Below are 25843 nucleotides of genomic sequence, written 5' to 3'. Positions count from 1 at the left end.
TCAGCCGACGGTCCGGGCCACGGCCGGGCTGGCGGCGGCCGGGCGGGGCCGCGGCGCCGGCCAGGCCTCGCCGCGCACCGGATGGACGCGCCGCCTGCCCTCCGCGCGGCCGACGAAGGCCAGGCGGGCCGATGTCTCACCGCAGTGGCTGCAGCGGAGCCGTCGGGCCACCTCGCGAACGGTCAGGCCGCCATGCCGGGGCAGCAGCTCGGCCACGGGGCGCAGGCTGTGGGACGCGCAATCCGGATTGCCGCACCGCACGCGCAGCCGCCATTCGCGCCAGAAGGACAGCGGGCTGTCGAGTGTCCGGTTGGCCGTGGGGCCGTTGAACGGAAGGGAGGTGTTCAGGATACGGGCGGGCATGGCGCGCACTCCTGGCGGGATCCCGCGAGGGGGTGCGGGCGTCAGGAACATAAGAAGAACGTTGGAGATCTTCAAGAGAATGGCGGCAGGCGCCCGCATCAGCGGAGGGGAAGGGGCCGGCAACCGGCGAGGCGCAGCAGCGCGAGACCCTGGGCCAGCCGGGCCGGGTCCGCCGCGCGGACGCTGAGCGTATCGAGGCTCAGATAACGCAGGGCGACGTCCGGCACCTCCAGCATCGCCGCGTCGAAGTCCCCCCGGGGCACGCGCACCATCGCCTCAGGCATCACCGTCCTCCCCCTTGTCAGGTCGCCGGGACGACCCTGACCTGCCGTGGTGCCTCAACGGCCCCGGCCCCCTTTCCGTTGCCCCAATGATACGTCAGGGCAGCCATCCTCAGTTTGGAGGATGACGGCCCGCGCCATCGGGCATAGAGCGTTCTTCCAGGAGAACGAACCTGAGCACGTCCCGTCTGATCCTGCTGATGCTGGTGACCTTCGGCCTCCTCCTCGCCGCCTTTCACCAGGAATGCCTGTACTTTTCGGGCCAGGCTGGCCCGCGCGCCCCCTTCCATCCGGCGGAGGACTGGCGAGAGGCGAAAAAGGGCTTCGATGGGCTCTAGGGGCGGCAGGCAGGCCGCATCTGCCCCTCAGCCGGCGCGGAAGCTGGCCGGATCGTCGATGCCGAGCTCGCGGCCCCGGGCATCGAAGGCCTGTTCGTAGATCACCGCCAGCCGGGACTTCGGCGAGCCATCGGCATAGGCGGCCTCGCTCTCGGCCACCGCCGCTTCCGGCCCCATCGCCAGGAGATGCGTGGCCTGCGCCGCCAACCCGGCGGCGTGCATGGCCTCCACGGCCCAGCGCCCCTGCGCCTCCGCGATTTCCTGCCGCAGCGCATCGGCCTGCTGGCGCTGCGCCACGCGCTCGGCCTGCAGGGCGGAGAGCCGGAGGGAGAGCCGCTCCGCCAGGGCCTCGAGCTGCTCCAGCCGGCTCTCCAGCGCGGAGGGCTCGGAGGCGGGGTGAGGGATCTCGGTCTGTTCAGCCATCCGCGTCTCGCAGTCCAGGGGAGTTGCCGCCATCCGCCGGCCTTAGCAGATCAGCCCCCCGCGTCCCAGGCCCCCCTCCCGGGCCCCCCTCCCGGGGCCCTAAGCGACCAGCGCCCGGCTCAGGCGAGCTTCTCGACCGAGAGGGCGTCCGGTGCCACGCCATGACGGGCGAACTCCGTGATGTTGCGCAGCGTCGTCTCCGCGATGGCCGACATCGCCTCGACGGTGAAGAAGGCCTGGTGGCCGGTGACCAGCACGTTCGGAAATGTCAGGAGCCGGGCGAAGACATCGTCGCGGATGACGGTGGAGGAGAGGTCGCGGAAGAAGAGATCGCCCTCCTCCTCGTAGACATCGAGCGCGAGGCTGCCGATGGCGCCGGACTTCAGCCCCTCGATGGCGGCGCGCGTGTCGATCACCGCGCCGCGGCTGGTGTTCACCAGCATCGCGCCCCGCTTCAGGGCGGCGATGGCTCCGGCATCGATGAAATGATGCGTCTCCGGCGTCAGCGGGCAATGCAGCGTGACGATGTCGGACCCGGCCAGCAGCGTCGCCTTGTCCACGTAGCGCCCGCCCAGGGCGGTGATGTCGGCATGCGGATAAGGGTCGAGGGCGAGGATGCGGCAGCCGAAGCCGGCCAGCAGGCGCGCCGTGCAGCGGCCGATCTGGCCGGTGCCGATGACGCCCGCCGTGCGGCCCTGCAGGTTGAAGCCGAGCAGGCCGTCGAGCGCGAAGTTCCCCTCGCGCACGCGGTTGTAGGCGCGGTGGATCTTGCGGTTCAGCGCCAGGATCAGCGCCAGGGCGTGCTCGGCCACCGCCTCGGGCGAATAGGCGGGGACGCGGCTGACGGTGAGGCCGAGGCGCCGCGCCGCCTCCAGGTCGACGCGGTTGAAGCCGGCGCAGCGCAGCGCGACGAGGCGGATGCCGGCCTGCCGCAGCAGTTCCAGCACCGCTGCGCCGAGATCGTCGTTGACGAAGGCGCAGACGGCATCGGCGCCGGCCGCGAGCGGCGCGGTGGCGGGCGTCAGGCCCGGCTCCAGGAACAACAGCTCGTGTCGCCCCGCATTGGCGGCATCCAGGAACCGCCGGTCATAGGGTTTGGTCGAGAAGACGGCGACACGCATCGGCGGTTCCCGCTGGCTGCGGCCCTGGTATCGGGCCGTTGGTTTGGAAAGCGGATGGCTCTCGGCTAGGATCCGTGGGACATCCCTTGTGACACAACAGGGCAGGCCTGCCGATCATGTCCAGAAGTGCCACCGTGGTCGCCATTCGTCCGCATCGCAAGGCCTGCGGCGCCTGCGCCGACTGCGAGGTGCGCCGCACCGCGGTCTGTGCCGCTCTCGAGGATGACGAGGTCGTGGCGCTGGAGCGCATCATGGGCTCCGTCCGGCTCGAGGCCAATGCCATGCTGGTGGAGGAGGGCGCGCCACGGCGCCGCGTCTTCAGCCTCACCTCCGGCATGTTGCGGCTGCTCACGGCCCTGCCGGACGGCCGCCGGCAGATCACCGGCTTCCTGCTGCCGGGCGACTATCTCGGGCTGCTGGACGAGGCGACGCATACCCTGACCGCCGAGGCCGTGGTGCCCTCCGTGCTCTGCGGCTTCCCCGTGCCGCAGATGCAGGACCTGATGGAGCGCTATCCCCGCCTGAGGGACCGTCTGCACCAGATGACCAAGGCGGCCCTGCGCCAGGCCTGGGACAACCAGCTCGTGCTGGGCCGCCTCGCCCCGGTCGAGAAGGTGTCGAGCTTTCTGCTGGTGCTCTCGGCCCGGCAGGCCTCCGGCAGGCCGGTCTCGGACACCGTGCCCCTGGCCATGACGCGCGCCGACATCGCGGATTACCTCGGATTGACGGTGGAGACCGTGAGCCGCAGCTTCACCAAGCTGCGGCAGCAGGGGCTGATCCGCCTGCCCGACGCTCACCGCGTCGAGATCGTCGACCGCGGCGCGCTGGCCGCCGTCGCCGGGATGGAGCCTCAGTCCAGCGGCTCCAGCACGCCTTCCACCAGGCGGTAGCGGCGGTCCACCGCGCCGGGCGGCAGCATGGCATGGGTGGCGATGACGATGCTGCGCCCGCGCGCCGCCCGCGACAGATCGGCCAGGAAGGCATGCTCGGTCTCGGGATCCAGGCCGCTGGTGGGCTCATCCAGCACCAGGATGGCGGCCCGGCTGAGCAGGGCGCGGGCCAGGCAGAGGCGCCGCGCCTGTCCGGCCGAGAGGCTGCGGCCCGCTTCGCCCAGCGGGGTTTCCAACCCCTGCGGCAGGCTGCGCGCGAAATCGGCCAGCCGCGCCTCCTCCAGCGCCTGCCAGAGGTCGGCGTCGGTGGCGTCGGGACGGCCGATCAACAGGTTCTGACGCAGCGTGTCGAGGAAGACCGGCGCGTCCTGGGACAGCAGGGCGATGCGGGCGTGCAGCTCGGCCAGGGGCACGGCACGCAGGTCGGTCCCCGCCAGCCGGACCACGCCGCGCTGGGGGTCGGCCAGGCGCAGCAGCAGGGCCAGCAGGGTGGACTTGCCGCTGCCGCTCGGTCCCAGGATGGCGATGCGCGTGCCGGCGGGCACCACGAGGTCGAGGCCGCGCAGCACCGGCCGGGCCGGGTCGTGGCCATAGGTCACGCCGTCCAGCCGCAGCTCCGCGCCGGGGGGAAGCGGGATGGGGCGTGCCGGTTCCGCCACGGCGGGGGGCGCGGTGCCGATGGCGCGCAACCGGCCCGCCGCCGCCGTGGCGGAGCCCAGCCGCGCCACGTTGCGCAGCAGGGCGGCATGCGCCTCGAAGCTGCCGAGGGTCGCCAGCAGCAGGCCGGCCAGCAGCGGGCCGCCGATCTCGCCGGCCTGTAGCGCCCGCAGCCCGAACCAGAGCACGGACAGCAGGGCCAGCCCGCCGCAGAGCTGGGCGCCGGCGGCGGCGATGGCGGCATGGCGCGCCAGCCGGCGCCGCGCCGCCGCCAGCCGCCGCGCCGCGCCCGCCAGGGCCGCCTCGGCGCGGCCAGTGGCGCTGAAGGCGATCAGCTCCGCATGGCCCTCGATGCCATCGAGCACCGCGCTGCGCAGAACTCCGGAGGCCTCGACCACCACGCCGCCCTCGCGGCGCGAGCGCAGGGCCAGGGCGGCCGGCAGCAGCCCCGCCGAGAGCAGCAGGGCGGCGCCATAGGCGGGCGCGGCGGCGGGCAGCAGCCAGCCCAGCAGGGCCGCGGTGGCGCCACCCAGGGCCCAGGCGCCCGCCAGGGGGATCACCGCGGTCAGGAAGGCGGTGTCCAGGGCTTCGACATCGGCGGTGAGGCGGCTGACCAGCTCGCCCCGCCGCGGCGCGCCCGCACCGGCGAAGGGGATGCGTGGGAACAGGCTGGCGAAGAGCCATGCCCGGATCTCGGCCAGCAGCCGCAGCGTCGCGTCGTGGCCGACCAGCCGCTCGGCGTAGCGCGAGAGGATGCGGGCGAGGGAGAGGCCGCGCACCAGGGAGGAGGGGCCGAAGAGGTTGAACCCGGCTGCGGCCGTGGTCAGGAAGGCCGCGGTCAGGAACCAGCCCGAGACGCCGAGCAGCAGCGCGCCGAAGGCGAGGGTGGCAATGGCCAGCAGCAGCGCCAGGCCGAGACGGCCGGCCTGGCGGCGGAACAGCGGCGCGAAGAACAGCAGGTTGCTCATGCGGCGGACCCCGGGGCGAAGCGCCGGACCGGATGGGGTGCCGGCAGCAGGTCGCCGCCGGCCAGGCGCAGGACGCGCTCCAGCCGGGCGGCGACGGCGGTGGAATGGGTGGCGACGATCAGGGTGCGCCCGGCGGAGAAGCGCAGGATGCCATCCAGCACCCGGGCCTCGGTCACCGCGTCGAGGTGCGCGGTGGGCTCGTCCAGCAGCAGGATGTCGGGGTTGCGCAGGAAGATCCGCGCCAGGGCGACGCGCTGCGCCTCGCCGCCCGAGAGGCCCAGCCCGCCGTCGCCGACCGGCGTGTCCAGCCCCTGCGGCAGCGCGTCGGCGAAGCCGAGCACATCGGCCAGGCCCGCGGCGAGGCGGAGCTCGGCCATCGAGGCGCCGGGCCGGGCCAGGCGGAGATTGTCGGCGATGCTGCCCTGGAAGATGCGGGGCCGCTGGCCGAGGATCGCGACCCGGGCGCGCAGCTTCGCCTCGTCCAGCGCCTCGAGCGGAACGCCACCCAGCAGGATGCGGCCCTCCGCCGCCCGCAGCCCGGCCAGGGCTTCGAGCAGGCTCGACTTGCCGATGCCGCTGGCGCCGAGGATGGCCAGGCTGCCCCCGGCGGCCAGACGCAGCCCCGCATGGTCGAGCAGGCGGCGGCCGCCATCCGGCGTGTCCAGCACGAGGTCCTCGATGGCGACGGCGATGGCGCTGCGGGGCGGCGGCGCCACTGGCCGGGTGGGCGGCGCGGCGACGGTGGCCGGGCGCGACGCGACCGGCAGCCCGCCCAGCACGGCCTCGATCTCCGCGGCGCCGGCGCGGGCATTGGCGCGGTCGTGGTAGTGCGCCGCCAGCAGGCGGAGCGGCTGGTACACCTCGGGTGCCATCAGCAGGCAGAACAGGCCGGTCTGCAGGGTCAGCGCGGTGCCGGGCAGATGGATCAGGCCGAGATAGCTCAGCCCGACATAGAGCGCGATGCCGGCGACGCCGAGGGCGGCGAAGAGCTCCAGCACGGCGGAGGAGAGGAAGGCGATGCGGAGCACCGCCAGGCTGCGCTGCCGCAGGGCCTCGGCGGCGTCGCGCACCGCCGCGGTCTCGGCCTCCGCCCGGCCGAAGAGCCGCAGCGTGACCAGGCCGCGCAGGCGGTCGGCGAAGTAGCCGGACAGGCGGGCGAAAGCCTGGGCCTGGCGGCGGCTGGCCGCCTCGGCCCCCCAGCCGACCAGGGCCATGAACAGCGGCACCAGCGGCGCCGTCAGCAGGAAGAGCAGTCCCGCCACCCAGTCCACCGGCAGGATGACGACGGCGAAGGCGAGGGGCAGCAGGGCGGCCTGCACCATGGCGGGCAGGAAGCGGGAGAAGAAGCCGTCCAGCGCCTCCACCTGCTCCACCAGGGCGGCCGCCAGCGCGCCGGAAGAGCGGGCGGCGGTCCAGTCGGGGCGGCGGGCCAGCAGATCGGCGAAGAGGCGGCGGCGCAGCGCCAGCTTGATCCGCTCGGCCGCGCGGGCGCCCGCCGCCTCGCCGATGCCGCTGAGCAGGGCCCGCGCCGCGATCAGCGCGCCGATCGAGAGCAGGCCGGGCAGCAGCGCCTCCGCCGCCGCGCCGCCCGCGATGGCGTGGTCCAGCACGGTGGCGAGCAGCCAGGCCTGCAGCACCAGCAGGCCGCCGCCCAGCAGGGGTGCCAGCACCGCCAGCGGCAGGGCCGCGCCGGCCTGGCGCCGCAGCCCCGTCAGCCAGCGCCCGATGGCGCGGTCGGTCGCGGGTTTCAGGGCCGCGGCGGAGGTCTCGGTCTCGGGCATGCGGTCCTCCTGCCATGACGGGTGTCCCGGCATAGCCCGCCCGCCTGGCCGCCGCCTTGATCAGGATCAAGGCGGCGGGCGGGGCGGGGGCGTAGGGTCCGACCATGCCGGCACCCCGCCGGAGACCGACAAGGTGCCTGCCATGATCGACATGACCGTCGTGGATCTCTCACGGCTGCAGTTCGCGGCGACCGCGATGTATCACTTCCTCTTCGTACCCCTGACGCTCGGCCTCTCCTTCCTGATGGCCATCATGGAAAGCGTCTACGTCATGACGGGCCGGGAGATCTGGCGCCGGATGACGCTGTTCTGGGGCACGCTCTTCGGCATCAACTTCGCCATGGGCGTCGCCACCGGCATCGTGATGGAGTTCCAGTTCGGCATGAACTGGAGCTACTACAGCCACTATGTCGGCGACATCTTCGGCGCGCCGCTGGCCATCGAAGGGCTGATGGCCTTCTTCCTCGAGGCCACCTTCATCGGCCTGTTCTTCTTCGGCTGGGACCGCCTCTCGCGCGTCGGCCATCTCTGCGTGACATGGCTGGTGGCCCTCGGCGCCAACTTCTCGGCGCTGTGGATCCTCATCGCCAATGGCTGGATGCAGAACCCCGTCGGCGCCGTCTTCAACCCCGACACGATGCGGATGGAGATCACCGACTTCATGGCGGTGATCTTCAATCCGGTGGCGCAGGCCAAGTTCGTGCACACCGTCAGCGCCGGCTACGTGACCGGGGCGATGTTCGTCATGGCGGTCAGCGCCTGGTTCCTGCTGACCCGGCGCCATGTCGCGCTGGCGCGGCGCTCGATGGCGGTGGCGGCGAGCTTCGGCCTAGCCTCGGCCCTGTCGGTCGTCGTGCTGGGCGACGAGAGCGGCTATGCGGCGACCGAGCATCAGAAGATGAAGCTCGCCGCCATCGAGGCGATGTGGCACACCGAGCCGGCCCCTGCGGGCTTCAGCCTCTTCGCCATCCCGGGCGACCAGGAGAACAGCTTCGAGGTCAAGGTCCCCTATGCGCTGGGCCTGATCGCGACGCGCTCGATCAGCGGCGAGATCCCAGGCATCCTGGAGCTGGTGCAGCGCGCGGGCGAGCGTATCCGCAACGGCCAGATCGCCTATGAGGCGCTCGAGAGGATCCGCGCCGACGGCACCGATCAGACCGCGCGCGCGACCTTCGAGGCGCATTGGAGGGATCTCGGCTACGCGCTGCTGCTGAAGCGCTACCGCCAGGACATCGGCAACGCCACCGGCGAGGAGATCACCCAGGCCGCCTTCGACACGGTGCCGGGCGTGGCGCCGCTGTTCTGGAGCTTCCGCATCATGGTGGCCTGCGGGTTCTACTTCATCCTCTACTTCGCCATCGCCTTCTGGCTCTCCTGCCGCCACCAGCTGGGCGACAGCCGCACCTTCAACTGGATCGCGCTGTTCAGCCTGCCGCTGCCCTGGGTGGCGATCGAGGCCGGCTGGTTCATCGCCGAATACGGCCGTCAGCCCTGGGCGGTCGAGGGCGTGCTGCCGACCTTCTACGCCGCCTCCGGCCTGACGCTGGTCGACCTGGCCATCAGCCTGACCTTCTTCCTCGTCGTCTACACCGCGCTCGCCGTCGTCATGGTGCTGCTGATGCTGAAGGTCATCAAGGCCGGCCCGTCCGCGCAAATCGCGCTGGAAGGCGCGCCGGGCGGCAACGGACGCATCCCCGCGGGCGCCGCCGCCCATCCCGACCACTGAGCCGCCCATCGCGGAGCAAGCCATCATGCATGCCATCCCCCTCGACTATGAAACCCTGCGGCTGATCTGGTGGGCGCTGCTCGGCGTCCTGCTCATCGGCTTCGCCATCATGGGCGGCCAGGATCTGGGCGTCGGCGCGCTGCTGCCCGCCGTCGCCCGGACCGATGCCGAGCGGCGCGTGCTGCTGAACCTCGTGGGCCCGACCTGGGAGGGCAACCAGGTCTGGCTGGTGCTCGGCGGCGGCGCCATCTTCGCCGCTTGGCCGGCGCTCTACGCCGCCTCCTTCTCCGGCTTCTACCTGGCGATGATCGCCATTCTGCTGGCGCTGATCCTGCGGCCCGTGGGCTTCAAGTTCCGCGGCAAGGTGGCCGATCCGCGCTGGCGCGCCACCTGGGACTGGGCGCTGTTCATCGGCGGTTTCGTGCCGGCGCTGATCTTCGGCGTCGCCGTCGGGAATATCCTGCTCGGCGTGCCCTTCGGCCTCGATGCCACCCTGCGGCCCTCCTACGCCGGCAACTTCTTCGGCCTGCTGCGGCCCTTCCCGCTGCTCGCCGGGCTGGTGAGCCTCGGCATGATGGTGACGCTTGGCGCCGCCGTCATCGCCGCCCGGACGGAGGGCGACCTCGCTGACCGCGCCCGCGGCCTCGGCGCCATCGCCGGCCTGGCCACCGCGGTGATCTTCGCCCTGGGCGGCGTCTGGGTCGCCTACGGCATCGATGGCTACGTGATCGCCTCGCTGCCCTCGACCGTCGGCCCCTCCAATCCGCTGGGCAAGACCGTCGTCACCGAGGCCGGCGCCTGGATGAACAACTACGCCGCGCATCCCTGGATGTGGACGGCGCCGGCGCTGGGCCTCGCCATGCCGCTGCTGGCGGCGGTGGCGCTGCTGGGGCGCGCCCGCGTCGCGGCCATCCTGGCGGCGGCTCTCGGCATCTTCGGCATCGTCTCCACCGCCGGCCTGTCGCTGTTTCCCTTCCTGATGCCGAGCAACATCGACCCCGATGTGAGCCTGACGGTGTGGGACGCCTCGTCGAGCCATCTGACGCTGTTCATCATGCTCGGCGCCACGCTCGTCTTCATGCCGATCATCCTGGCCTACACCGCCTGGGTCTACCGCGTGATGCGCGGCACGGTGAATGCCGAGAGCATCGGCCGCAACCCGAACGCCTACTGAGGAGCGCGCGACATGTGGTATTTCTCCTGGATCCTCGGCGTCGGCCTGGCCTGCGCCTTCGCCATCCTCAACGCCATGTGGTTCGAGATGCGCGAGGATCGGCGCCAGAGCGTGCCGCTCGCCAGCGAGGACGGGGCATCATGATCGGCCAGGAGCAGATCCGGCGCCTCGCCGCGATCGCGGTGCCGCGCTACACCTCCTATCCCACGGCGGCCGACTTCGTCGCCGTGGCGCCCGAGGATCATCTCCGCTGGCTGCGCCGCCTCGACTGCGAGGACAGCGTCTCCCTCTACCTGCACGTGCCCTACTGCCGGCAGATCTGCCATTACTGCGGCTGCCACACCAAGCTCGTCCGGCGCGACGAGGTCATCACGGGCTACCGCGAGGCGCTGGAGGAGGAGATCGCGCTGGTGGCGCGGCACCTGCCCGGGCGCCTGCGGGTGGCGCGCATCGCCTGGGGCGGCGGCACGCCCTCGATCCTCGGCGGCGAGGGGCTGGGTTCCGTGCTGGCCTGCCTGCACCGCCACTTCGATCCGCTGCCGGAGATGGAACACGCCATCGAGCTGGACCCCCGGCATGTCGATGCCGAGCTGGCGGCGCAGCTCGCGGCGCTCGGGGTGAACCGTGTCAGCCTCGGCGTGCAGGATCTCGACCCCGAGGTGCAGAAGGCGATCGGCCGCGTTCAGCCGGAGGAGACGGTGCGCGCGGCGGTCGCGGCGCTGCGCGGCGCCGGCCTCGCCCGCATCAACTTCGACCTGATCTACGGCCTTCCGCGGCAGACGACGGAGACCCTGCGCCGCAGCTGCGAGGCGGTGATCGCGCTCGATCCCGCGCGGATCGCCTGCTACGGCTACGCGCACCTGCCGGGACGCCGCGCCAACCAGAAGCTCATCGACGCCAGCATCCTGCCCGACAGCGGCCAGCGCTTCGAGCAGGCGAGGCTGATCGCCGACCTCATGGTCATGGGCGGCTACGTGCCGATCGGCATCGACCATTTCGCCCGGCCGGAGGACCCGCTGGCCGCCGCCGCCCGGGCGGGGCGGCTTCACCGCAACTTCCAGGGCTATACCGATGACGACCGGCCGATCCTGATCGGCTTCGGCGCCTCCAGCGTCTCCCGCCTGGCGGATGGCTACGCGCAGAACGTCGCCGATGTCCCCGACTATGTCCGGCGGGTGCGGGCCGGCCGGCTGGCGACGCAGCGCGGCTGCCCCCTGGATGCCGATGCGCAGCAGCGCGCGACGATCATCGAGCACCTGATGTGCAACTTCCGGGTGGATCTGGACAGCGTCGCGCCGCGCGCCGGCTTCGCCGACGAGCTGGCGCTGCTGCGCCCCTATGTCGCCGCGGGGCTGCTGACACTGCGTGGCCGCCGCCTCGCGATGACAGCCGCCGGGCGGCCCTTCGTGCGGCTGGTGGCCTCGGTCTTCGATGCCTTCCGCCAGGGCGGCGGGGGCGGCTTCAGCCTCGCCGTGTGACCGGCATCACCCTTCTCACCCGTGCGCGGAACGTCCTATAGAACAGCGAGGGCCGGCATAGGCCGGCCTCAGCCCTCCTGGCCTGGATCGACCGACATGCCCCGCACTGTCCCTTCATCCCGGTTCCGCGAACGCCGGATGCGGGCTGAATGATGCTGCGGCGGGCCCGCTTCCTGGCCCTCCTGGCACTGCTGTCCGCCTGCGCCGCGCCGCCGGAGCCGCCGCCGCCCGCGCCCGCGCCCGCGCCCCGTCTGTCCCGGGTCACCGTGGCGCCGGAGGAGATCCGGCGCTACCAGAAGGCCGTCGCGGCGCGACTGCCCGGGACCGTCCGTTTCCGGCATCTGAGGGTGGTGGAGGACCGGGACGGGAATCGCGCCCTGTGCGGCCAGCTCGAGGCCGGCGCCGGACGGTCCGGCCGTGCTGGCTTCCAGGGCTTCCACGCCCCCCTGACCATCAGCGGCGCCGGCCTCCGCGCCGAGCCGGCCCTGGCGCGCGATCACGGCCTGCTCTACGTCTTCGAGCGTTGCAAGACGGAGCCGTCCCGCCCTTGAGGCGGGCGCAGGGGAGGGGCGCCATGGCTGGAACCGAGGCCCGGGCCGGGGCGGCGTTGATCGGCCTCGACTGGGGCACCACCGCGTTGCGCGCCTGGCTGCTCGATGCCGGGGGCGGGGTGCTGGCCACGCGCGCCGCGCCGCACGGCATCATGCAGTTGCCGGAGGGCGGCTTCCCGGCGGCCTTCGCGGCGATCGCGGGCGACTGGCGGGCCGACCATCCGGAGCTTCCCGCCCTCGCCGCCGGCATGGTGGGCAGCGCCCAGGGCTGGCGCGAGGCGCCCTATCGCGAATGCCCCGCGGGGCCGGAGGATCTGGCAGGCGCCCTGACCCGCGTGCCGCTGGCCGGAGGCGGCGCGCTGCATGTGATCCCCGGCGTCGCCCGCTTCGACGCCCTGCCGGACGTCATGCGCGGGGAGGAGACCCAGGTGGCGGGGGCGCTGGCGCTGCATCCCGAGATGGCCGCCTCCGCCCTGCTGGTCCTGCCCGGCACGCACAGCAAGTGGGTGAGGGTGGAGGACGGGCGCATCCGCTCCTTCCGCACCTTCATGACCGGCGAGCTGTTCTCGGTGCTGCGGGGCCATTCCATCCTGGGCCGCCCGGCCCAGGGCGCCGCGGCGGCGGCGCCCGAGGAGGCCGCCCGCGCCTTCGACCGTGGCGTGGCCGCGGTGCGGGAGGGGGGCGAGGGGCTGGCGCCGCTGCTCTTCTCGGCCCGTGCGCTGGTCCTGGCGGAACGCCTCGGCGCCGCCGAAAGCCTGGACTATCTCTCCGGCCTGCTGATCGGCGAGGAGCTGCGTTGCGGCCTCGCCGGCGGCGCACTGCCCCGGATCACGTTGATCGGCGAGGATGCGCTCTGCGCGCGCTACCGGCGCGCGCTCGCCCTGTTCGGGTCGGCGGAGCCACGCTGGCTGGAGGGTGCCACCATCGCCGGCCTGCTGCGCGTCGCCCGCGCCGCCGGCCTGCTGACCCGCTGAGGAGGGAGCCATGTTCCGCAGTCATCTCGAACGCCTGCCCCTGATCGCCATCCTGCGCGGCCTGCGGCCGGAGGAGGCGGTCCCGGTCGGCGAGGCGTTGGTGCGGGCGGGATTCGCCATCATCGAGGTGCCGCTGAACTCGCCCCGGCCGCTGGAGAGCATCCGCCGGCTGCAGGAGGCCTTCGGCGACCGGGCCCTGATCGGGGCCGGCACGGTGACCAGTCCCACCGCCGTGGCCGAGGTCGCCGCGGCGGGCGGGCGGCTGATCGTCATGCCGCACGGCGATCCCGCCGTGGTGCGCGCGGCGAAGCAGGCCGGCCTGTTCTGCGCCCCCGGCGTCGCGACCCCGACCGAGGGCTTCGCCGCCCTGGCGAACGGTGCCGACGCGCTGAAGCTGTTCCCCGCCGAGGCGCTGGGCCCCGCCGTGCTCAAGGCCTGGCGCAGCGTCTTCCCGGCCAGGACCGCCTTCCTGCCCGTGGGCGGCATCACGCCGGAAGGGATGGCGCCCTTCCTGGAGGCGGGCGCCGCCGGCTTCGGGCTCGGCTCGGCGCTCTACAGGCCGGGCGACGCGCCGGAGCAGGTGGCGGCGCGGGCCGTGGCCTTCGTGGCGGCGCTGCGGGGCTGAGCGGCGCCGGCCTCCTCCCATCCGGGAGAGAGGCGTCAGGCCTCCGGGGCGGCCCCGGGCGGCGCGGCGCCGCGCCCGGCCTGCGCGCGTTCCGCCAGCAGGCCGCGCCCCAGCCATCCGGCGAGCCGCCGCTCCAGCCCGTCCATGTAGGAATAGGCCACCGGCACGAAGACCAGGCTCAGCAGGGTCGAGGTGAGCAGCCCGCCGATCACCACCAGCGCCATCGGCGCGCGGAACTCGTTGTCGGCGCCGATGCCGCTGGCGATATGCGCCATGCCGGCGCACATGGCGATGGTGGTCATGACGATCGGCCGTGCCCGCTTGCGCGCCGCCTCGACGATCGCCGCGTCACGCCCGAGGCCGCGCTCCCGCCGCGCCAGGACGGCGTATTCCACCAGCAGGATGGAGTTCTTGGCGACGATGCCCATCAGCATCAGCACGCCGATCACCGCCGAGACGCCGAGCGACTTCTGCGCCAGGAGCAGGGCGAGCAGCGCGCCACCGAGGGAGAGCGGCAGGGCCGACATGATCGTCGCCGGCTGCAGGAAGCCGCCGAAGAGCAGCACCAGCACCAGATAGACCATCAGCACGCCGGCGCCGAGGGCATAGGCGAAGCCCTCGAACAGCTCGCGCATCACCTCGCTGTCGCCCACCGCCTGGCGACGCACGCCGGGCGGCAGGTCCCGCATCACCGGCAGCGCATCGACCAGCGCGTTGGCGGCGCCGAGCGGCAGGCCGCCGAGCTCCGCCTCCACCGTGACCTTGCGCACGCGGTCGAGGCGGTCGATCTGGGCCGGCCCCGCCCCGTGGCGGATCTCGGCCACGGCGCCGAGCGGCACGGTCATGCCGCCGCGCCCTTCGACCCGCAGCGCGCGCAGCCGCTCCAGCTCGCCGCGCGCCGGCTCGTCCAGCATGACGCGGATCGGGATCTGCCGCTCGGGCAGGTTGAAGCGCGCCAGGTTCTGGTCGATGTCTCCGGTCGTCGCGATGCGCGCCGTGGCGGCCAGGGCCGCGACCGAGACGCCGGCATCGGCGAGCCGCCCCTCGATCGGCAGGATCTGCAGTTCCGGCCGCGCCAGGCTGGCGGTGGAGCGCGCGCCGGAGAGCTGCGGCAGGCCGCGCATCTCGGCCTCCAGCCGCCGTGCCGTGGCGTCCAGCGCCGCCGCATCCTCGCCGACCAGCGTGACCTGCAGGCGCGAGCCGCTCTGCCCGTCGGCGCCGAAGCGGACCCGCGCGCCCGGCAGGCCCTCCAGCAGGGGGCGCATCGCGGTCTCGAACTGCTGCTGCGTCAGGCGGCGCTGCCCGGGCGGCACCAGCCCGACGGTGAGGTTGGCCTGGCGGGGGTCGCCGGCATGGGTGCTGGTGCCGATGACGCCCTCGCCGCTGCTGACGGTGCCGAGCGAGGCGAAGACCGTGCGGACTTCCGGCCGCGCCCGTAGCAGCGCGGTCGCCTCCCGCACGACCGCGTCGGTCTCGGCCAGCGTCGCGCCGGGCGGCAGCTCGATGGCGATGGAGGAGCGGCTGCGATCGGCACCGGGCACGAAGTCCTGCGGGATGAGGGGCAGCAGGGCCAGCGAGACGGCGAGGAAGCCGATGCCGGCCAGCACCGTCACCAGCCGATGCCGCAGGCACCAGAGCAGCAGCGCCATGTAGCGCCGGCCGAACGGGCCCTGGGCATCCCCTCGGGCATCCCCATGGGCATCCCCTTGGGCATCTCCCTGGGCATCCTCGGCCTGGGCCTGGCCGGAGGGCCGCTCGCTCAGGAAGTAGGCGCCGAGCAGCGGCGTGAGCAGCCGCGCCACCACCAGGGAGAAGGCGACGGCGGCGGCGACGGTGAGGCCGAACTCGCGGAAGAACTGCCCCGGGATGCCGGGCATGAAGGCCACCGGCACGAAGACCGCCAGGATGGTGGCGGTGGTGGCGATGACGGCGAGGCCGATCTCGTCCGAGGCGTCGAAGGCCGCGCGCATCACGCCGCGCCCGGGATGCGCGCGCAGATGGCGCACGATGTTCTCGATCTCGACGATGGCGTCATCCACCAGCACGCCGACCACCAGCGTCAGGCCGAGCAGGGTGACGTTGTTGAGCGAGAAGCCCGCCGCCCACATCACCGCGAAGGTCGGGATCAGCGAGAGCGGCATGGCGATGGCGGCGATCCAGGTGGCGCGCCAGTCGCGCAGGAAGACCCAGACCACCAGCATGGCGAGCAGCGCGCCCACCGCCAGCGCCTCCAGCGCCGCGTGATAGCCGGCCAGGACGAACTCGACCGTGGAGGCGACGCGTGTCATGGCGACGCCGGGATGGGCGGCCTCCAGCTCCGCCACCCGCGCCGCCACCTGCTCGGCCACCGCGACCTCCGAGGAGCCGCGCGTGCGCACCACCTCGAAGGCGATCACCGGCCGGCCGTCGAGGCGGGCGGCCGTGCGCACCTCGGCGGTGCCGTCACTGACCACCGCCAGCTCCTCCAGCCGGGCGGCGCGGCCGTTCGGCAGCACGATGCTGCGCGCCCGCAGGGCCTCGACGCTCTGCGCCGCGCCGAGCGTGCGGATCGTCTGTTCCTCGCCGCCCAGCGTGCCGCGCCCGCCGGGCAGGTCGAGGTTGAGCGCGCGCAGCTGCTCGTTCACCTGCGCCGCCGTGATGCCGAGCGCCAGCATGCGGTCCGGCCGCAGCGCGACGCGGATCTCGCGCTCGACGCCGCCGACGCGGTTGATCTCGGCCACGCCGCGCACCGAGAGCAGCGACTTCGCGACGACGTCCTCGACGAACCAGCTCAGCGCCGCCGGCGACATCTGCGGCGCGGCGACCGTGTAGGTCAGGATGGCGCCGCCGGTCGCTTCCAGGCGCGAGATGACGGGATCGCGGATCTCCGCCGGCAGGTCGGCGCGGATGCGGGCGATGCGGTCGCGCACGTCGTTGGTGGCGCGGTCGATGTTCTTGCCGAGGGCGAATTCCACGGCGGTCGTGGAGGCGCCGTCGACGACGGTGGAGATGATGTGCCGCACATCGCCGAGGCCGGCGATGGCGTCCTCCACCCGGCGCGTCACCTGGGTCTCCAGCTCGCTGGGCGCCGCGCCCGGCTGCGCGACGGTGACGATCACCACCGGCAGGTCGAGATCGGGCGTGTTGTTGATCCGCAGCAGCGGATAGCTGGCGAGCCCGGCGATGGTGAGCAGCAGGAAGAGAACGGCCGTGGCCACCGGATTGCGGATCGCCCAGGCCGAGATGTTGCGGTGGCCGGGGTCCTGCGGGGAGCGGGGCATGGCTCAGTCCGTCCCGGCGCTGCGCACGCGGTCGCCATCGGCGAGGAAGCCGGCGCCGCGCACGACGACGCGCTCGCCCGCGGCCAGGCCGCTTTCCACGGCGATCCATCCCCCGTCCCGCGGGCCGGTGGCGAGGCGGCGCAGCCGGACCTGCTCGCCTTCCAGCACGAAGGCGACCGGCCCGCCATCGCGGAACACCACGGCCTCGTGCGGCACCGCCGGCCAGTCCCGCGCCCCCGCCCGGATCTCGGCGCGGGCGAACATGCCCGGCCGCAGCCCCGCATCCGGGCCCAGGGCGACATGCACGGTGCCGAGCCGGCTCTCCGGCGCGACGCCGGGCGCCACGGTCCGGACCCTGCCCTCGACGAGGCGCTCGCCATGGCGGATACGGACGGCCTGGCCGGGACGGACCTGCGAGAGATCCAGCTCCGGCACCCGCGCGTCCAGCTCCAGCCGGCCCTCGCGCAGCAGGCGGAACATCTCCTGGCCGGCGGTGAGCACGGTGCCCGGCAGCACGGCGCGGCGCAGGACGATGCCATCGGCCGGGGCGAGGAGGCGTGCCTGCGCCAGCCGCGCCGCCAGCTCCTCCCGGCTCGCCCGGGCGGCGGCGAGGCGGGCCTCGGCCTGGCGGGCGGCCGCCCGGCGCTGGTCCAGCACCTGGCGCGGCGTGTTCTGGCTGCGCGCCAGCTCCTCGGCACGGCGCAGGTCGGCCCGCGCGATGTCGAGCGCCGCCTCGGCCTCGGCGACGCCGGCCTCGGCCTGACCGAGCTGGGCGGCCGGCAGCCGGTCGTCCATGCGTGCCAGCACCTGGCCGGCGCGGACCGCATCGCCTTCCTCCACCAGCACGGCCTCGACCCGGAGGCCGCCGGCCTCCGCCCCCAGCACCAGCTCCTGCCAGGGGACGACGGAGCCATCGCCGACGACCAGGCGCTCCATCGGCCGGAGGGTCACCGGGGCCGTCGCCACGGTCAGCACGGGGGGCGGCGCGGCGGTGAGCGGGGGCGAGGCGAGGGGAGGAGCAGGGGGAGGGCCGGCGGCGGGCCGCAGCAGGTACCAGCCCGCCGCGGCGGCGGCGAGCAGCAGGAGCAGTCCGGGCAGCCACCTGCGGCGCCATCGCACGGGGGCCGGCGGGCCGGCACGGCGCGTCGTGGCGGCGGGAGAAGTTTCGAGCATGCTCAACCTGCGAGAGGGTCCGCGGGCCGCATCATCCCGGCTATTGACCGATTGGTCAATAGTGCTATCAGCCCATCATGCCCCCGCCCGCCGAGCGCCCCGCCCGCAGCCGCCTGCCCGTCGAGGAACGGCAGGCCCAGATCCTCGCCGCGGCCGTGGAGGAATTCGCCGAGCGCGGCTATGCCGGCGCGCGGATGGCGGCGGTGGCGCGCCGCGCCGCGGTGACCAAGGGCCTGCTCTACCACTATCATCCCGGCGGAAAGGCGGACCTCTTCCGGGCCGCCATCGGCTCCTGCGCCCGCTCCACCCTCGAGGAGTTGGCACGGCTGCGCCTGACCTTCTCCGGCTCGTGCCGCGCGCAGCTCGTCGAGATGTTTCGCTTCGCCTACGAGGACAGGCTGCGCGACGACCGGCGCGACCGCATCCTGCTGAAGCTGATGGTGGGCGAATCCGGCGCCTTTCCCGAGCTCGCGGCCTCCTACCGCGCCGAGATCCTCGATCCCGCCATCAGCCTGCTTCAGGCGGTGTTGCGGGAAGGCGAGGCGGCGGGCGAGTTCCGCGCCGGCGTGGCGACGGATTCCGGCCTGGCGCATGTGCTGCTGGCGCCGCTGTTCCTGGGGGGGATCTGGGACATGATCCTCGGCCGCCCCGCCGAGGCCGAGGTCAGGGCGCAGCGCGCGTCGCATATCGCGGCGGTGCTGCGGCTCCTGGAGCCCTGAGCCCGCCGGAAGGGCCGCCGCGCCGGCTTTACTGAACCTGCAGCATGCTGCCGTGGACCCAGCCCTCGGGCTGCCCCGTGCCGACCTGGTACCATCCGCCCGGCGCGCGTCCGAAAATCGTCAGGCCGGTGCCGCGCGGCACTACGCGCAGCACCTCGCCCCCGCCCAGGGGGCTGGCGCGGAGATTGGCGTTCTGCCGCGCCAAGGCGCTGCCCTCCGCCGGGGTGGCCGCGGCAGGGCCGGGCGCGGGAGGGGCGGATGCTGACGGGGGCGTCGATTGGGGCGCCAGTGGGGTGGGCGGGGCTGGGGTGTGGCTCGGAAAGCTTCCGGGCACGGGGGGCAGGGGCTGCGCGCCGGGACGGCCGCCCGGCGATGGGCCACCGTTCTCGCGGCAGCGATCGAGCATCTCGATATAGGTCCGGGTGGCTTCCACCGTGCTGGCGGCCAGGAACTGCTCGATCTGAGGCGTCGCGCCCGCCTCGGCCGCCGGCGTAACGACAGAGACGAAAGGAATGAAGGCCTCCTCGGTGGCGCCGGTCAGGTTCATCTGGCCGCAGACGGCGACCGCGCCGGAGCTGGCCTGCGGATAGACCTGCACGGCGCGGAAGCTGGCCCCGGGCCCCTTTGCCCGGGCGCGCAGCCGCTCCTCAGACAGCGCGCGGGCCTCGGAGGCGAAGCCCTGCTGCTGGGTCGGCTTGGGATCGTCGCAGGCGGCGAGAAGGACGAACGGGAGCAGAAGGGCGCCTGCCCGCAGGGCCCGTCGCAGCGCCGCCTGCCGCGGCCTCGAGAATGGGTGCCGCATGGGAAGACCTCTCCTTGTCACCGATCAGCACCATTCCGCGCTCAAGGTTTCCGGCGGGGCGCCCGGAGCCTGATGAAGTTCTTCTAACGCCGCCAGTGAGGTAGCGGAACACCACAGCGATCTTGGCCACGCCATCGCGCCACGGTCGTCGGGACATGATGGTGATGAGAGGGGAGTCACAACCGGCGCCACGTGGTCGTGGCGGGAATGATGAGCAGCAAACGAAGAAATTGAAGTCTGCACCAGCATTCTTCGGGAGGCGGCGAAGGGCCTCCTGCAACGCGAGAGTTGCGTATCGCGGAATCCCGCGACGGCGGCAGCATCTTCTCCGCTTTCATATCGCAACCTGGGTCTCGACAAATTTCAGGTTGCAATACGTTACGAGGGTGCTTACACAAACATTCGAAGATCGCTCAATCGTGAGTGAACTCTGTCACAGGGAGCACGGCAAAGGCCAGAAGGGCCGGCATATTTTCTCGAGCTGCTGCTGAGGAGAAGATCGCGCCGCGCCGGCGGGTGGTCGTCATCCGGATCAGTCCTGGCGGAAGGCATTCTGCGGAAGAGACATTCAGATCCCCCTCGGCGCCGCATGCCAAATCAATAGTTACTATATCGTAACTAAATGCCTGGTGAAGGCCATCCCTTCTGGGAGGGTGACGCCAAGCATGCCGTGAGCGCAGAGGACACTGCCGCGCCATCGCGCGCCCAGCCCTGGCGCACACCTTCGGTTCAGGCCATGGCCTGGCGAGAGGCGCGACGCTCCCGATACGCCGGGACGCATCGGCCCGTGCCTGGCCGTGACCGAGCGGCGCGGGGCTGTTCCGGCCCGGCGTCATCCCTCTGGACACTCCGCGCGACGACCGGCCTTTCCGTGAACACAGGGAAGCTTCCGGGATCGGACCGCTCAGCCCAAAGGATGCCCCCATGGCACTTCTCGGCGTGTATGTCGGCAATGACAGAAACCAGGTCTCCAACTTCGAGAAATGGCTGGGACACGAGGTGGACGGCATCCATGCCGTCGTCGGCTTCGCCAACTGGAACGACTTCGTCAGCAGCGCCAAGTGGATGGTCAACGACCTCTGGAAGCCGACGGGGCGCGACCTCTTCTGGTCGGTGCCGCTGATCACGCGGGACGCCAACCTCTATTCCGCCGCGAATGGCGACTACAACCAGTACTACCGCACGGTGGCGCAGACGCTGGTGAACGGCACGCCCGGTAGCGACGACATCTATGTCCGCACCGGCTGGGAATTCAACGGAAACTGGTTCTACTGGAATGCCATCGGCAAGGAGCAGGCCTTCATCGGCGCCTTCCGCGAGTTCGTCGAGGCCTTCCGCTCGGTCTCCGACCGCTTCAAGTTCGAGTGGAACGTCAATGAGGCGTCCGGCGGGATCGACCCGGCCAAGGCCTATCCGGGTGACGACTATGTCGACATCATCGGCATGGATTTCTACTGGAAGCCCGAATACACCGGCAACGATCCGGTCAAGGCCTTCGAGACGGTGCGCGACCTGAAGTACGGGCTGAAGTGGCTCGAGAACTTCGCCGACGCGCATGGCAAGCCCACCGCCTATTCGGAATGGGGCGTCAAGACCGACACCGCCGCGCCCTACATCAAGCTGGTGCAGGACTGGTTCGAGAGCCACGACGTCGTCTACCAGACCTACTGGGATTCCAACGACGCCTTCCCGGGCAAGATCTCCGACGGCACCGAGCCCCGGACCGGCGCCGCCTACAAGGCCGCCTTCGGTGGCGGCGGCTCGGGCGCGCCGGAGGTCGGCGGATCGACCGGCGGTTCCTCGGGCAATGGTTCCTCGGGCAATGGTTCCTCTGGCAATGGTTCTTCTGGCGGGAATTCCGGCGGATCGCCGGTGGTAACGCCGCCGACCACGCCGTCGCAGCCCGCCGTGACCACCGCGGAGGCCTCCGATGCGCCCAGCAAGGTGGTCTGGGGCAATCATGCCGGGGTCAGCCTCTGGGGCAGCGACGCCAACGAGCAGTTCTCGGCCCGCAGCAACGCCACCATGTATGGCGGCAAGGGCGATGACACCTTCATCGTCAACACAGCCAGCGACCGCGTCGTCGAATATGCCGGGCAGGGCACCGATACGGTGAAGACCTGGCTGCACAGCTACACCCTGCCGGACCAGGTGGAGAACCTCACCTTCACCGGCTACGGCAACTCCAAGGGCTATGGCAACGGCCTGGCCAATATCATCATCGGCAACGACGGCAGCAACGTCCTGGACGGGCGTGGCGGCAACGATGTGCTCACCGGCGGGCGGGGGGCGGATATCTTCGTCATCGCCAAGGGCGCCGGCCACGACACCATCACGGATTTCGCGCGCGGCACCGACAAGCTGCAGCTCAGCGGCTTCTCCGGCGACGCCAGGCTGTCCTTCTCCGGTGGGGTGGCGACGATCTCCGATGGCAACGGATGGGAATCCCATGTCACGCTGAAGGGCGTCACCGGCCTGTCCGCCTCGGACTACTTCTTCGGCTGAGCCACGACCTCGCGGTCCGGCGCTTCCATGGGGCGCCGGCCGCAGCCCTGGACTTGGCTGATTTTCCGCCACGCGGCGCGATTTTTTTTACTGCCGGTCGCCGATACCTATTCCCTTTCAGGCTCGTTCTCCCTCATCGTCTCTCATTGCCGTGACTGGGGAGGACTGCGTGGCAGAGTTCTGGGCCGATTGGGGCTTGCTGGCCTATCTGGCCGCGGCGGCATGGGCGTTTTTCGAGGGCGAGACCTTCGTCCTGCTCGCCGCCGCCGCCGGTCAGGCGACCGGACTGATCAACCCCTGGTTCCTCATGATCTCGGTCTGGATCGGCTCCTTCCTGGGCGATCAGCTCTGGTTCACCCTGGGTCAACGCTATGGCGTGCGGGCCCTGCGCAAGCTGCCCGCGGCGGAGCGCAAGGTCGCCAAGGCCCTGCGCTTCCTGGAACGCTACGGCACGCTGTTCGTCCTGACCTTCCGCTTCGTCTATGGCGTGCGCAACGTGGCCTCGGCCGCCTGTGGCATCGCCGGCATGAAGCACAGCCGATTCGCCATCCTGAACTTCATCGCCGCCGGCCTCTGGGCCGGCTCCTTCGTCGCCGCCGGCTGGTATGCCGTGGCCTGGCTGGGCGAGGAGTACACCAGCTACGCGCTGATGGGCATCGGTGCCCTCGTCGTCTGCTTCCTGGCCTACAAGGTCGTCCGCCTGTGGCGTCGCCCGTCGGCGCCTGTCCAGGCCCCCGAGCTGCCGCCGGTCGTGCGGGCGCAGGAGTTCAGCAGGCCGCCGTCCGAGCAGGGCGTGACCAAGGGTGCGACCCTGAAGCGCGTCGCCATCTGACCGGCGCCTGCCCGGCTGACGCTTGCATATCCTGACGTGACCTTGGACGCTTCACGGCGTTTCCTGCCCGCAACCGCGTTCGGGAACGACAGGAATGCCTCAAGGCCGCCGGTGCGTAACCGGCTTGATCGCCCTTCTCCTCCTGGCCTGCGCCGCCTGCTCGGCTCCCGTTCGCCCGCTCCCGGAGCCGGAGGCGACGGAAGCCCTGTCACCCTGGCGAGGGCGCCTCGTCCGGGCTGCCCTCACCGAATGGCGGGCCTGGGGCGAGCTCGTCGTGGATGGCTGGCCGGAGGCGCTGCCGCAGCCGGCCGATCCCGACAACTACACGCGCATCCTCGATTACTGGTCGTCCACGCCCGAGGGGCCGGCGGTCGCCAGCCGGCTGCGCAATACGCATGATTCGATGATGCTGGCGCTGCTGGAGGCGACGCCGCCGGGCGCTCCGCCGCCGCAGCCCTCCATCTCCCTCTGGGCCTATCCCGCCTGGTCGGCGGCCTTCGTCAGCGCGGTCCTGCAGCGGGCCGGCGTGCCGCCCTCGGTCTTCCCGGCGGCCGCGGCCCATGCCTGGTACATCGACCGGCTGCTGTCGGAGGCCGCCTGGAACCCCTCCGGGGCGGCCTTCCTGCCGCACGACCCGGCCGGCTACGCCCCCGCGCCCGGCGATCTCCTCTGCGCCGACCGGTCGCGCCTGCCGCTGCTGCACTGGCAGGACCGGCTGGCCGAGGCCGGGCAGTTCCGCCCCCTGCATTGCGACATCGTGGTGGCCGCCGGCGGCGGGCTGGTGCAGGCGGTCGGCGGCAATGTGCTGGATGCCACGGTGCTGCGGCGCTTCCCGGCCGATTCGCGGGGCCATGTCCTGCCACCGCCTTTCGACAAGCCTCCCTTCTTCCTGGTCTTCGAGAACCGGCTCGACCGGATGCCCTGATTCAGCCGGGCGGGGGATTCAGCCGGGCGGAGATAGCGTGGCGGAGACGTCGGGCAGGGCGGGCTGCATGTCCTCCTTCAACGCCACGCCGGTCAGGCCCAGCGTCAGCGCCTGCCGCGCCAGCCAGGCGATCCTGTCGGCGGCGCCGGCGTGGCTCAGCCCGCCGGCGCCGTGGATGTTCGAGACACAGTTCCGCTCCGAATCGGCCCGTCCCGGACGGGGGCCGAAGGTGAGATAGGCGCCGAGGCTGTCGGCCACGCTGAGGCCGGGACGCTCGCCGATCAGCATGACGGCGAGCCGCGCCCCGAGCCGGGCGCCGATCTCGTCGCCCAGCGCCACCCGCGCCTGCAGGGCGATCACTGGCGGCGCCAGGCGCAGGCCGTGCAGGCGCCGCCGCGCCGCTTGGAGGACCGGCGCGGCATGCCGCTGCACCGCCGTGGCGGAAAGCCCGTCCCCGATGATGAAGGCGATGTCCCACTCACCCCGGGGAATGGCCGCGGCGCTCTCCGCCGCCAGCCTGCGGCCGAGATCCGGCCGGCGCAGATAGGTGCCGCGGTCCGGCGCGGCGCTGTGCAGGAGGAGGGGCACGCCGGGCCCGGGGTCGTCGGACAGCGCCTCGGACAGGGCGCCGGGGTCGAGGGCCGCGTGCACGGCGTCGCGCGCCTGGGCGTGGGCCATCTGGAAGGCCAGGACGTCGCGGATGGCCACCGCCTCGCCACTGCGGCCGAGGCCGATCCGGGCGCGGGTGGCGCGGCGCAGGCGCTCCCACCCGTCGCTCACGCGCCGGCCTCGGCGGCCAGGCGAGCCAGGGGGGCGGTGTCGGGCGCCAGGGCGCGCAGCCGGCCTTCGGGCGTCAGCATGCCCATCCGCTCCAGCCAGGCCTCGAATTCCGGGGCGGGACGGAGGCCGAGCAGATCGCGCAGCGCCAGCACGTCATGGAAGGCGAGGCTCTGGTAGTTCAGCATGATGTCGTCGGCGCCGGGCACGGCGATGAGGAAGTTCACGCCGGCCACGCCGAGCAGCGTCATCAGCTGGTCCATGTCGTCCTGGTCGGCCTCGGCGTGGTTGGTGTAGCAGGCGTCCACCCCCATCGGCAGGCCGAGCAGCTTGCCGCAGAAGTGGTCCTCGAGCCCGGCGCGGATGATCTGCTTGCCGTCATAGAGATATTCCGGGCCGATGAAGCCGACCACGGTGTTGACGAGCAGGGGGCGGAACTCCCGCGCCACGGCATAGGCGCGCGCCTCCGCGGTCTGCTGGTCGAGGCCGTGATGCGCTCCGGCCGAAAGGGCGGCGCCCTGGCCGGTCTCGAAATACATGACGTTGTCGCCCAGCGTGCCGCGCCCCAGCGCCAGCGCCGCCTCATGCGCCTCCCGCAGCACGGCGAGATTGACGCCGAAGCCGGCATTCGCCGCCTCGGTCCCGGCGACCGACTGAAAGACCAGATCCACCGGCGCGCCCCGCCGCATGATCTCGATGGCGCTGGTCACATGGGTCAGCACGCAGCTCTGGGTCGGGATCGCGTGGCGCTGGCGCAGTTCATCGAGCATGTCCAGCAGGCGCATGCAGTTGGGCAGGTTGTCGGTGGCCGGGTTGATGCCGATCACCGCGTCGCCGCTGCCGAGCAGCAGCCCGTCCAGCACGGCCGCCGCGATGCCGCGCGGGTCGTCGGTCGGGTGGTTCGGCTGCAGCCGGCTGGCTAGCCGTCCGGGCAGGCCGAGGGTGGTGCGGAAGGCGCTGACCACGCGGCATTTCCGCGCCACCGCCATCAGATCCTGGTTGCGCATCAGCTTGCTGGCGGCGGCCACCATCTCGGGCGTCAGCCCCGGCGCCAGGGCGGCCAGGGCGGCGCCATCGGCAGCGTGCGAGAGCAGCCAGTCGCGGAAGCCGCCGACCGTCATGGCGCGGACCGGGGCGAAGGCCGCGGCATCGTGCCGGTCGAGGATCAGCCGGGTCACCTCATCGGCCTCGTAAGGCACCAGGGCCTCTTTGAGGAAGACGGCGAGCGGGAGGTCGGCCAGCGCCATGCGGGCTGCGACGCGGCGGGCATCGCTGTCCGCCGCCAGCCCGGCCAGCTCGTCCCCGGAGCGGCGCGGCGAGGCGGCGGCAAGCAGGGCCCTGAGATCCTCGAAGCGGTGGCGCTCGCCACCGGCCAGGCTGGTGCGGCTGGTCATGCCGGCAGCCTGCCACGACCGACGCGCGCGGTCAGTTCCTTTGGCGGCCTCCGGACGGGGTTTCCCGCTCCGGCGGGGTGACGGGATCCGGCGGCGGCTGCGGTTC

At 72.4% G+C, this 25843-nt stretch carries 24 protein-coding genes; 13 read left to right on the top strand and 11 right to left on the bottom strand.

Features of this window, described 5'->3' with window-relative positions; translation table 11 throughout:
• Both D9598_RS14580 and D9598_RS14575 read right to left on the bottom strand, forming a co-directional pair.
• Positions 1-363, bottom strand: a complete 363-nt coding sequence (locus D9598_RS14580; RefSeq protein WP_198367271.1) for a hypothetical protein — start codon at positions 361-363, stop codon at positions 1-3.
• Between the two features lie 98 nt (positions 364-461).
• Positions 462-647: a hypothetical protein gene (locus D9598_RS14575; protein WP_198367270.1), complete on the bottom strand. Its 186-nt coding sequence runs from the start codon at positions 645-647 to the stop codon at positions 462-464.
• Positions 648-844: 197 nt separating this feature from the next.
• Here D9598_RS14575 and D9598_RS14570 point away from each other — a divergent pair, with 197 nt between their 5' ends.
• A complete protein-coding gene (locus D9598_RS14570; RefSeq protein ID WP_198367269.1) occupies positions 845-982 on the top strand; it encodes a hypothetical protein in 138 nt (45 codons plus the stop codon).
• Positions 983-1009: 27 nt separating this feature from the next.
• Here the strand turns inward: D9598_RS14570 and D9598_RS14565 are convergent, their stop codons facing one another.
• On the bottom strand, positions 1010-1405 hold the full coding sequence (locus tag D9598_RS14565) for a hypothetical protein (RefSeq protein WP_198367268.1): 396 nt from the start codon (positions 1403-1405) through the stop codon (positions 1010-1012).
• 119 nt (positions 1406-1524) lie between these two features.
• Entirely contained in the window at positions 1525-2526 is a 1002-nt protein-coding gene (locus tag D9598_RS14560; RefSeq protein ID WP_198367267.1) for a 2-hydroxyacid dehydrogenase, read from the bottom strand.
• A gap of 116 nt (positions 2527-2642) precedes the next feature.
• On the opposite strand from D9598_RS14560, the gene D9598_RS14555 reads away from it, so the two are divergent.
• Entirely contained in the window at positions 2643-3416 is a 774-nt protein-coding gene (locus D9598_RS14555) for a helix-turn-helix domain-containing protein (RefSeq protein ID WP_198367266.1), read from the top strand.
• Here the strand turns inward: D9598_RS14555 and cydC are convergent.
• Both cydC and cydD read right to left on the bottom strand, forming a co-directional pair.
• A complete protein-coding gene (cydC, locus tag D9598_RS14550; protein WP_198367265.1) occupies positions 3377-5041 on the bottom strand; it encodes a thiol reductant ABC exporter subunit CydC in 1665 nt (554 codons plus the stop codon). The genes D9598_RS14555 and cydC overlap by 40 nt on opposite strands.
• Complete coding sequence (gene cydD, locus D9598_RS14545) at positions 5038-6822, bottom strand: thiol reductant ABC exporter subunit CydD (RefSeq protein ID WP_198367264.1); 1785 nt, start codon at positions 6820-6822, stop codon at positions 5038-5040. The genes cydC and cydD overlap by 4 nt, the downstream gene beginning before the upstream one ends.
• Positions 6823-6964: 142 nt before the next feature.
• Between cydD and D9598_RS14540 the strand changes: the two genes are divergently transcribed.
• From D9598_RS14540 to D9598_RS14510, 7 genes are all read left to right on the top strand, one after another.
• The gene (locus D9598_RS14540; RefSeq protein WP_198367263.1) at positions 6965-8548 is read left to right on the top strand and encodes a cytochrome ubiquinol oxidase subunit I; all 1584 of its coding nucleotides are present in this window, start codon (positions 6965-6967) and stop codon (positions 8546-8548) included.
• Between the two features lie 25 nt (positions 8549-8573).
• On the top strand, positions 8574-9722 hold the full coding sequence (gene cydB, locus D9598_RS14535) for a cytochrome d ubiquinol oxidase subunit II (protein WP_198367262.1): 1149 nt from the start codon (positions 8574-8576) through the stop codon (positions 9720-9722).
• Between the two features lie 12 nt (positions 9723-9734).
• A complete protein-coding gene (gene cydX, locus D9598_RS14530) occupies positions 9735-9866 on the top strand; it encodes a cytochrome bd-I oxidase subunit CydX (RefSeq protein ID WP_198367261.1) in 132 nt (43 codons plus the stop codon).
• Positions 9863-11200: an oxygen-independent coproporphyrinogen III oxidase gene (gene hemN, locus D9598_RS14525; RefSeq protein ID WP_198367260.1), complete on the top strand. Its 1338-nt coding sequence runs from the start codon at positions 9863-9865 to the stop codon at positions 11198-11200. The genes cydX and hemN overlap by 4 nt, the downstream gene beginning before the upstream one ends.
• A gap of 149 nt (positions 11201-11349) precedes the next feature.
• Positions 11350-11751, top strand: a complete 402-nt coding sequence (locus D9598_RS14520) for a hypothetical protein (protein WP_198367259.1) — start codon at positions 11350-11352, stop codon at positions 11749-11751.
• 23 nt (positions 11752-11774) lie between these two features.
• Positions 11775-12725, top strand: a complete 951-nt coding sequence (locus D9598_RS14515; protein ID WP_198367258.1) for a 2-dehydro-3-deoxygalactonokinase — start codon at positions 11775-11777, stop codon at positions 12723-12725.
• Between the two features lie 10 nt (positions 12726-12735).
• Positions 12736-13350 carry a 2-dehydro-3-deoxy-6-phosphogalactonate aldolase gene (locus tag D9598_RS14510; RefSeq protein WP_198367257.1) on the top strand — a complete coding sequence of 205 codons (615 nt, stop codon included), beginning with the start codon at positions 12736-12738 and terminating at the stop codon, positions 13348-13350.
• A 35-nt stretch (positions 13351-13385) separates the two neighbouring features.
• Here the strand turns inward: D9598_RS14510 and D9598_RS14505 are convergent, their stop codons facing one another.
• Both D9598_RS14505 and D9598_RS14500 read right to left on the bottom strand, forming a co-directional pair.
• Positions 13386-16610: an efflux RND transporter permease subunit gene (locus D9598_RS14505; protein WP_198367256.1), complete on the bottom strand. Its 3225-nt coding sequence runs from the start codon at positions 16608-16610 to the stop codon at positions 13386-13388.
• Positions 16611-16613: 3 nt separating this feature from the next.
• Positions 16614-17783, bottom strand: a complete 1170-nt coding sequence (locus D9598_RS14500) for an efflux RND transporter periplasmic adaptor subunit (RefSeq protein WP_198367255.1) — start codon at positions 17781-17783, stop codon at positions 16614-16616.
• 77 nt (positions 17784-17860) lie between these two features.
• Between D9598_RS14500 and D9598_RS14495 the strand changes: the two genes are divergently transcribed.
• Entirely contained in the window at positions 17861-18502 is a 642-nt protein-coding gene (locus D9598_RS14495; protein WP_198367254.1) for a TetR/AcrR family transcriptional regulator, read from the top strand.
• Positions 18503-18530: 28 nt separating this feature from the next.
• On the opposite strand, the gene D9598_RS14490 is transcribed toward D9598_RS14495, so the two are convergent.
• Positions 18531-19304: an SH3 domain-containing protein gene (locus D9598_RS14490; protein ID WP_198367253.1), complete on the bottom strand. Its 774-nt coding sequence runs from the start codon at positions 19302-19304 to the stop codon at positions 18531-18533.
• Positions 19305-20228: 924 nt separating this feature from the next.
• Here D9598_RS14490 and D9598_RS14485 point away from each other — a divergent pair.
• The 3 genes from D9598_RS14485 to D9598_RS14475 all read left to right on the top strand — a co-directional run bounded on the left by D9598_RS14485 (position 20229) and on the right by D9598_RS14475 (position 23566).
• On the top strand, positions 20229-21809 hold the full coding sequence (locus tag D9598_RS14485) for a glycosyl hydrolase (protein ID WP_198367252.1): 1581 nt from the start codon (positions 20229-20231) through the stop codon (positions 21807-21809).
• A 169-nt stretch (positions 21810-21978) separates the two neighbouring features.
• Complete coding sequence (locus tag D9598_RS14480; RefSeq protein ID WP_198367251.1) at positions 21979-22641, top strand: DedA family protein; 663 nt, start codon at positions 21979-21981, stop codon at positions 22639-22641.
• Between the two features lie 124 nt (positions 22642-22765).
• Positions 22766-23566: a DUF2272 domain-containing protein gene (locus D9598_RS14475; protein ID WP_232477260.1), complete on the top strand. Its 801-nt coding sequence runs from the start codon at positions 22766-22768 to the stop codon at positions 23564-23566.
• Between the two features lie 18 nt (positions 23567-23584).
• Here D9598_RS14475 and eutC read toward each other — a convergent pair whose 3' ends face one another.
• Positions 23585-24346 carry an ethanolamine ammonia-lyase subunit EutC gene (eutC, locus tag D9598_RS14470; protein ID WP_198367249.1) on the bottom strand — a complete coding sequence of 254 codons (762 nt, stop codon included), beginning with the start codon at positions 24344-24346 and terminating at the stop codon, positions 23585-23587.
• Positions 24343-25737 carry an ethanolamine ammonia-lyase subunit EutB gene (locus tag D9598_RS14465; protein WP_198367248.1) on the bottom strand — a complete coding sequence of 465 codons (1395 nt, stop codon included), beginning with the start codon at positions 25735-25737 and terminating at the stop codon, positions 24343-24345. Before D9598_RS14465 ends, eutC begins: the two co-directional genes overlap by 4 nt.
• Positions 25738-25843 lie beyond the last annotated feature (106 nt).

It is taken from the genome of Roseomonas sp. KE0001 (assembly GCF_016107285.1).
Classification (GTDB): Bacteria; Pseudomonadota; Alphaproteobacteria; order Acetobacterales; family Acetobacteraceae; genus Pseudoroseomonas.
This window is presented reverse-complemented; position numbering and strand designations above follow the sequence as displayed.

Coding starts and splice junctions, on each gene's coding strand:
- D9598_RS14500 (WP_198367255.1), bottom strand. CDS start 17,783: ATGCTCGAAACTTCTCCCGCCGCCACGACGCGCCGTGCCGGCCCGCCG.
- cydB (WP_198367262.1), top strand. CDS start 8,574: ATGCATGCCATCCCCCTCGACTATGAAACCCTGCGGCTGATCTGGTGG.
- D9598_RS14490 (WP_198367253.1), bottom strand. CDS start 19,304: ATGCGGCACCCATTCTCGAGGCCGCGGCAGGCGGCGCTGCGACGGGCC.
- D9598_RS14515 (WP_198367258.1), top strand. CDS start 11,775: ATGGCTGGAACCGAGGCCCGGGCCGGGGCGGCGTTGATCGGCCTCGAC.
- D9598_RS14485 (WP_198367252.1), top strand. CDS start 20,229: ATGGCACTTCTCGGCGTGTATGTCGGCAATGACAGAAACCAGGTCTCC.
- cydD (WP_198367264.1), bottom strand. CDS start 6,822: ATGCCCGAGACCGAGACCTCCGCCGCGGCCCTGAAACCCGCGACCGAC.
- D9598_RS14575 (WP_198367270.1), bottom strand. CDS start 647: ATGCCTGAGGCGATGGTGCGCGTGCCCCGGGGGGACTTCGACGCGGCG.
- D9598_RS14465 (WP_198367248.1), bottom strand. CDS start 25,737: ATGACCAGCCGCACCAGCCTGGCCGGTGGCGAGCGCCACCGCTTCGAG.
- cydC (WP_198367265.1), bottom strand. CDS start 5,041: ATGAGCAACCTGCTGTTCTTCGCGCCGCTGTTCCGCCGCCAGGCCGGC.
- D9598_RS14505 (WP_198367256.1), bottom strand. CDS start 16,610: ATGCCCCGCTCCCCGCAGGACCCCGGCCACCGCAACATCTCGGCCTGG.
- D9598_RS14555 (WP_198367266.1), top strand. CDS start 2,643: ATGTCCAGAAGTGCCACCGTGGTCGCCATTCGTCCGCATCGCAAGGCC.
- D9598_RS14540 (WP_198367263.1), top strand. CDS start 6,965: ATGATCGACATGACCGTCGTGGATCTCTCACGGCTGCAGTTCGCGGCG.
- D9598_RS14560 (WP_198367267.1), bottom strand. CDS start 2,526: ATGCGTGTCGCCGTCTTCTCGACCAAACCCTATGACCGGCGGTTCCTG.
- D9598_RS14520 (WP_198367259.1), top strand. CDS start 11,350: ATGATGCTGCGGCGGGCCCGCTTCCTGGCCCTCCTGGCACTGCTGTCC.
- D9598_RS14495 (WP_198367254.1), top strand. CDS start 17,861: ATGCCCCCGCCCGCCGAGCGCCCCGCCCGCAGCCGCCTGCCCGTCGAG.
- cydX (WP_198367261.1), top strand. CDS start 9,735: ATGTGGTATTTCTCCTGGATCCTCGGCGTCGGCCTGGCCTGCGCCTTC.
- D9598_RS14565 (WP_198367268.1), bottom strand. CDS start 1,405: ATGGCTGAACAGACCGAGATCCCTCACCCCGCCTCCGAGCCCTCCGCG.
- hemN (WP_198367260.1), top strand. CDS start 9,863: ATGATCGGCCAGGAGCAGATCCGGCGCCTCGCCGCGATCGCGGTGCCG.
- D9598_RS14580 (WP_198367271.1), bottom strand. CDS start 363: ATGCCCGCCCGTATCCTGAACACCTCCCTTCCGTTCAACGGCCCCACG.
- D9598_RS14510 (WP_198367257.1), top strand. CDS start 12,736: ATGTTCCGCAGTCATCTCGAACGCCTGCCCCTGATCGCCATCCTGCGC.
- D9598_RS14570 (WP_198367269.1), top strand. CDS start 845: ATGCTGGTGACCTTCGGCCTCCTCCTCGCCGCCTTTCACCAGGAATGC.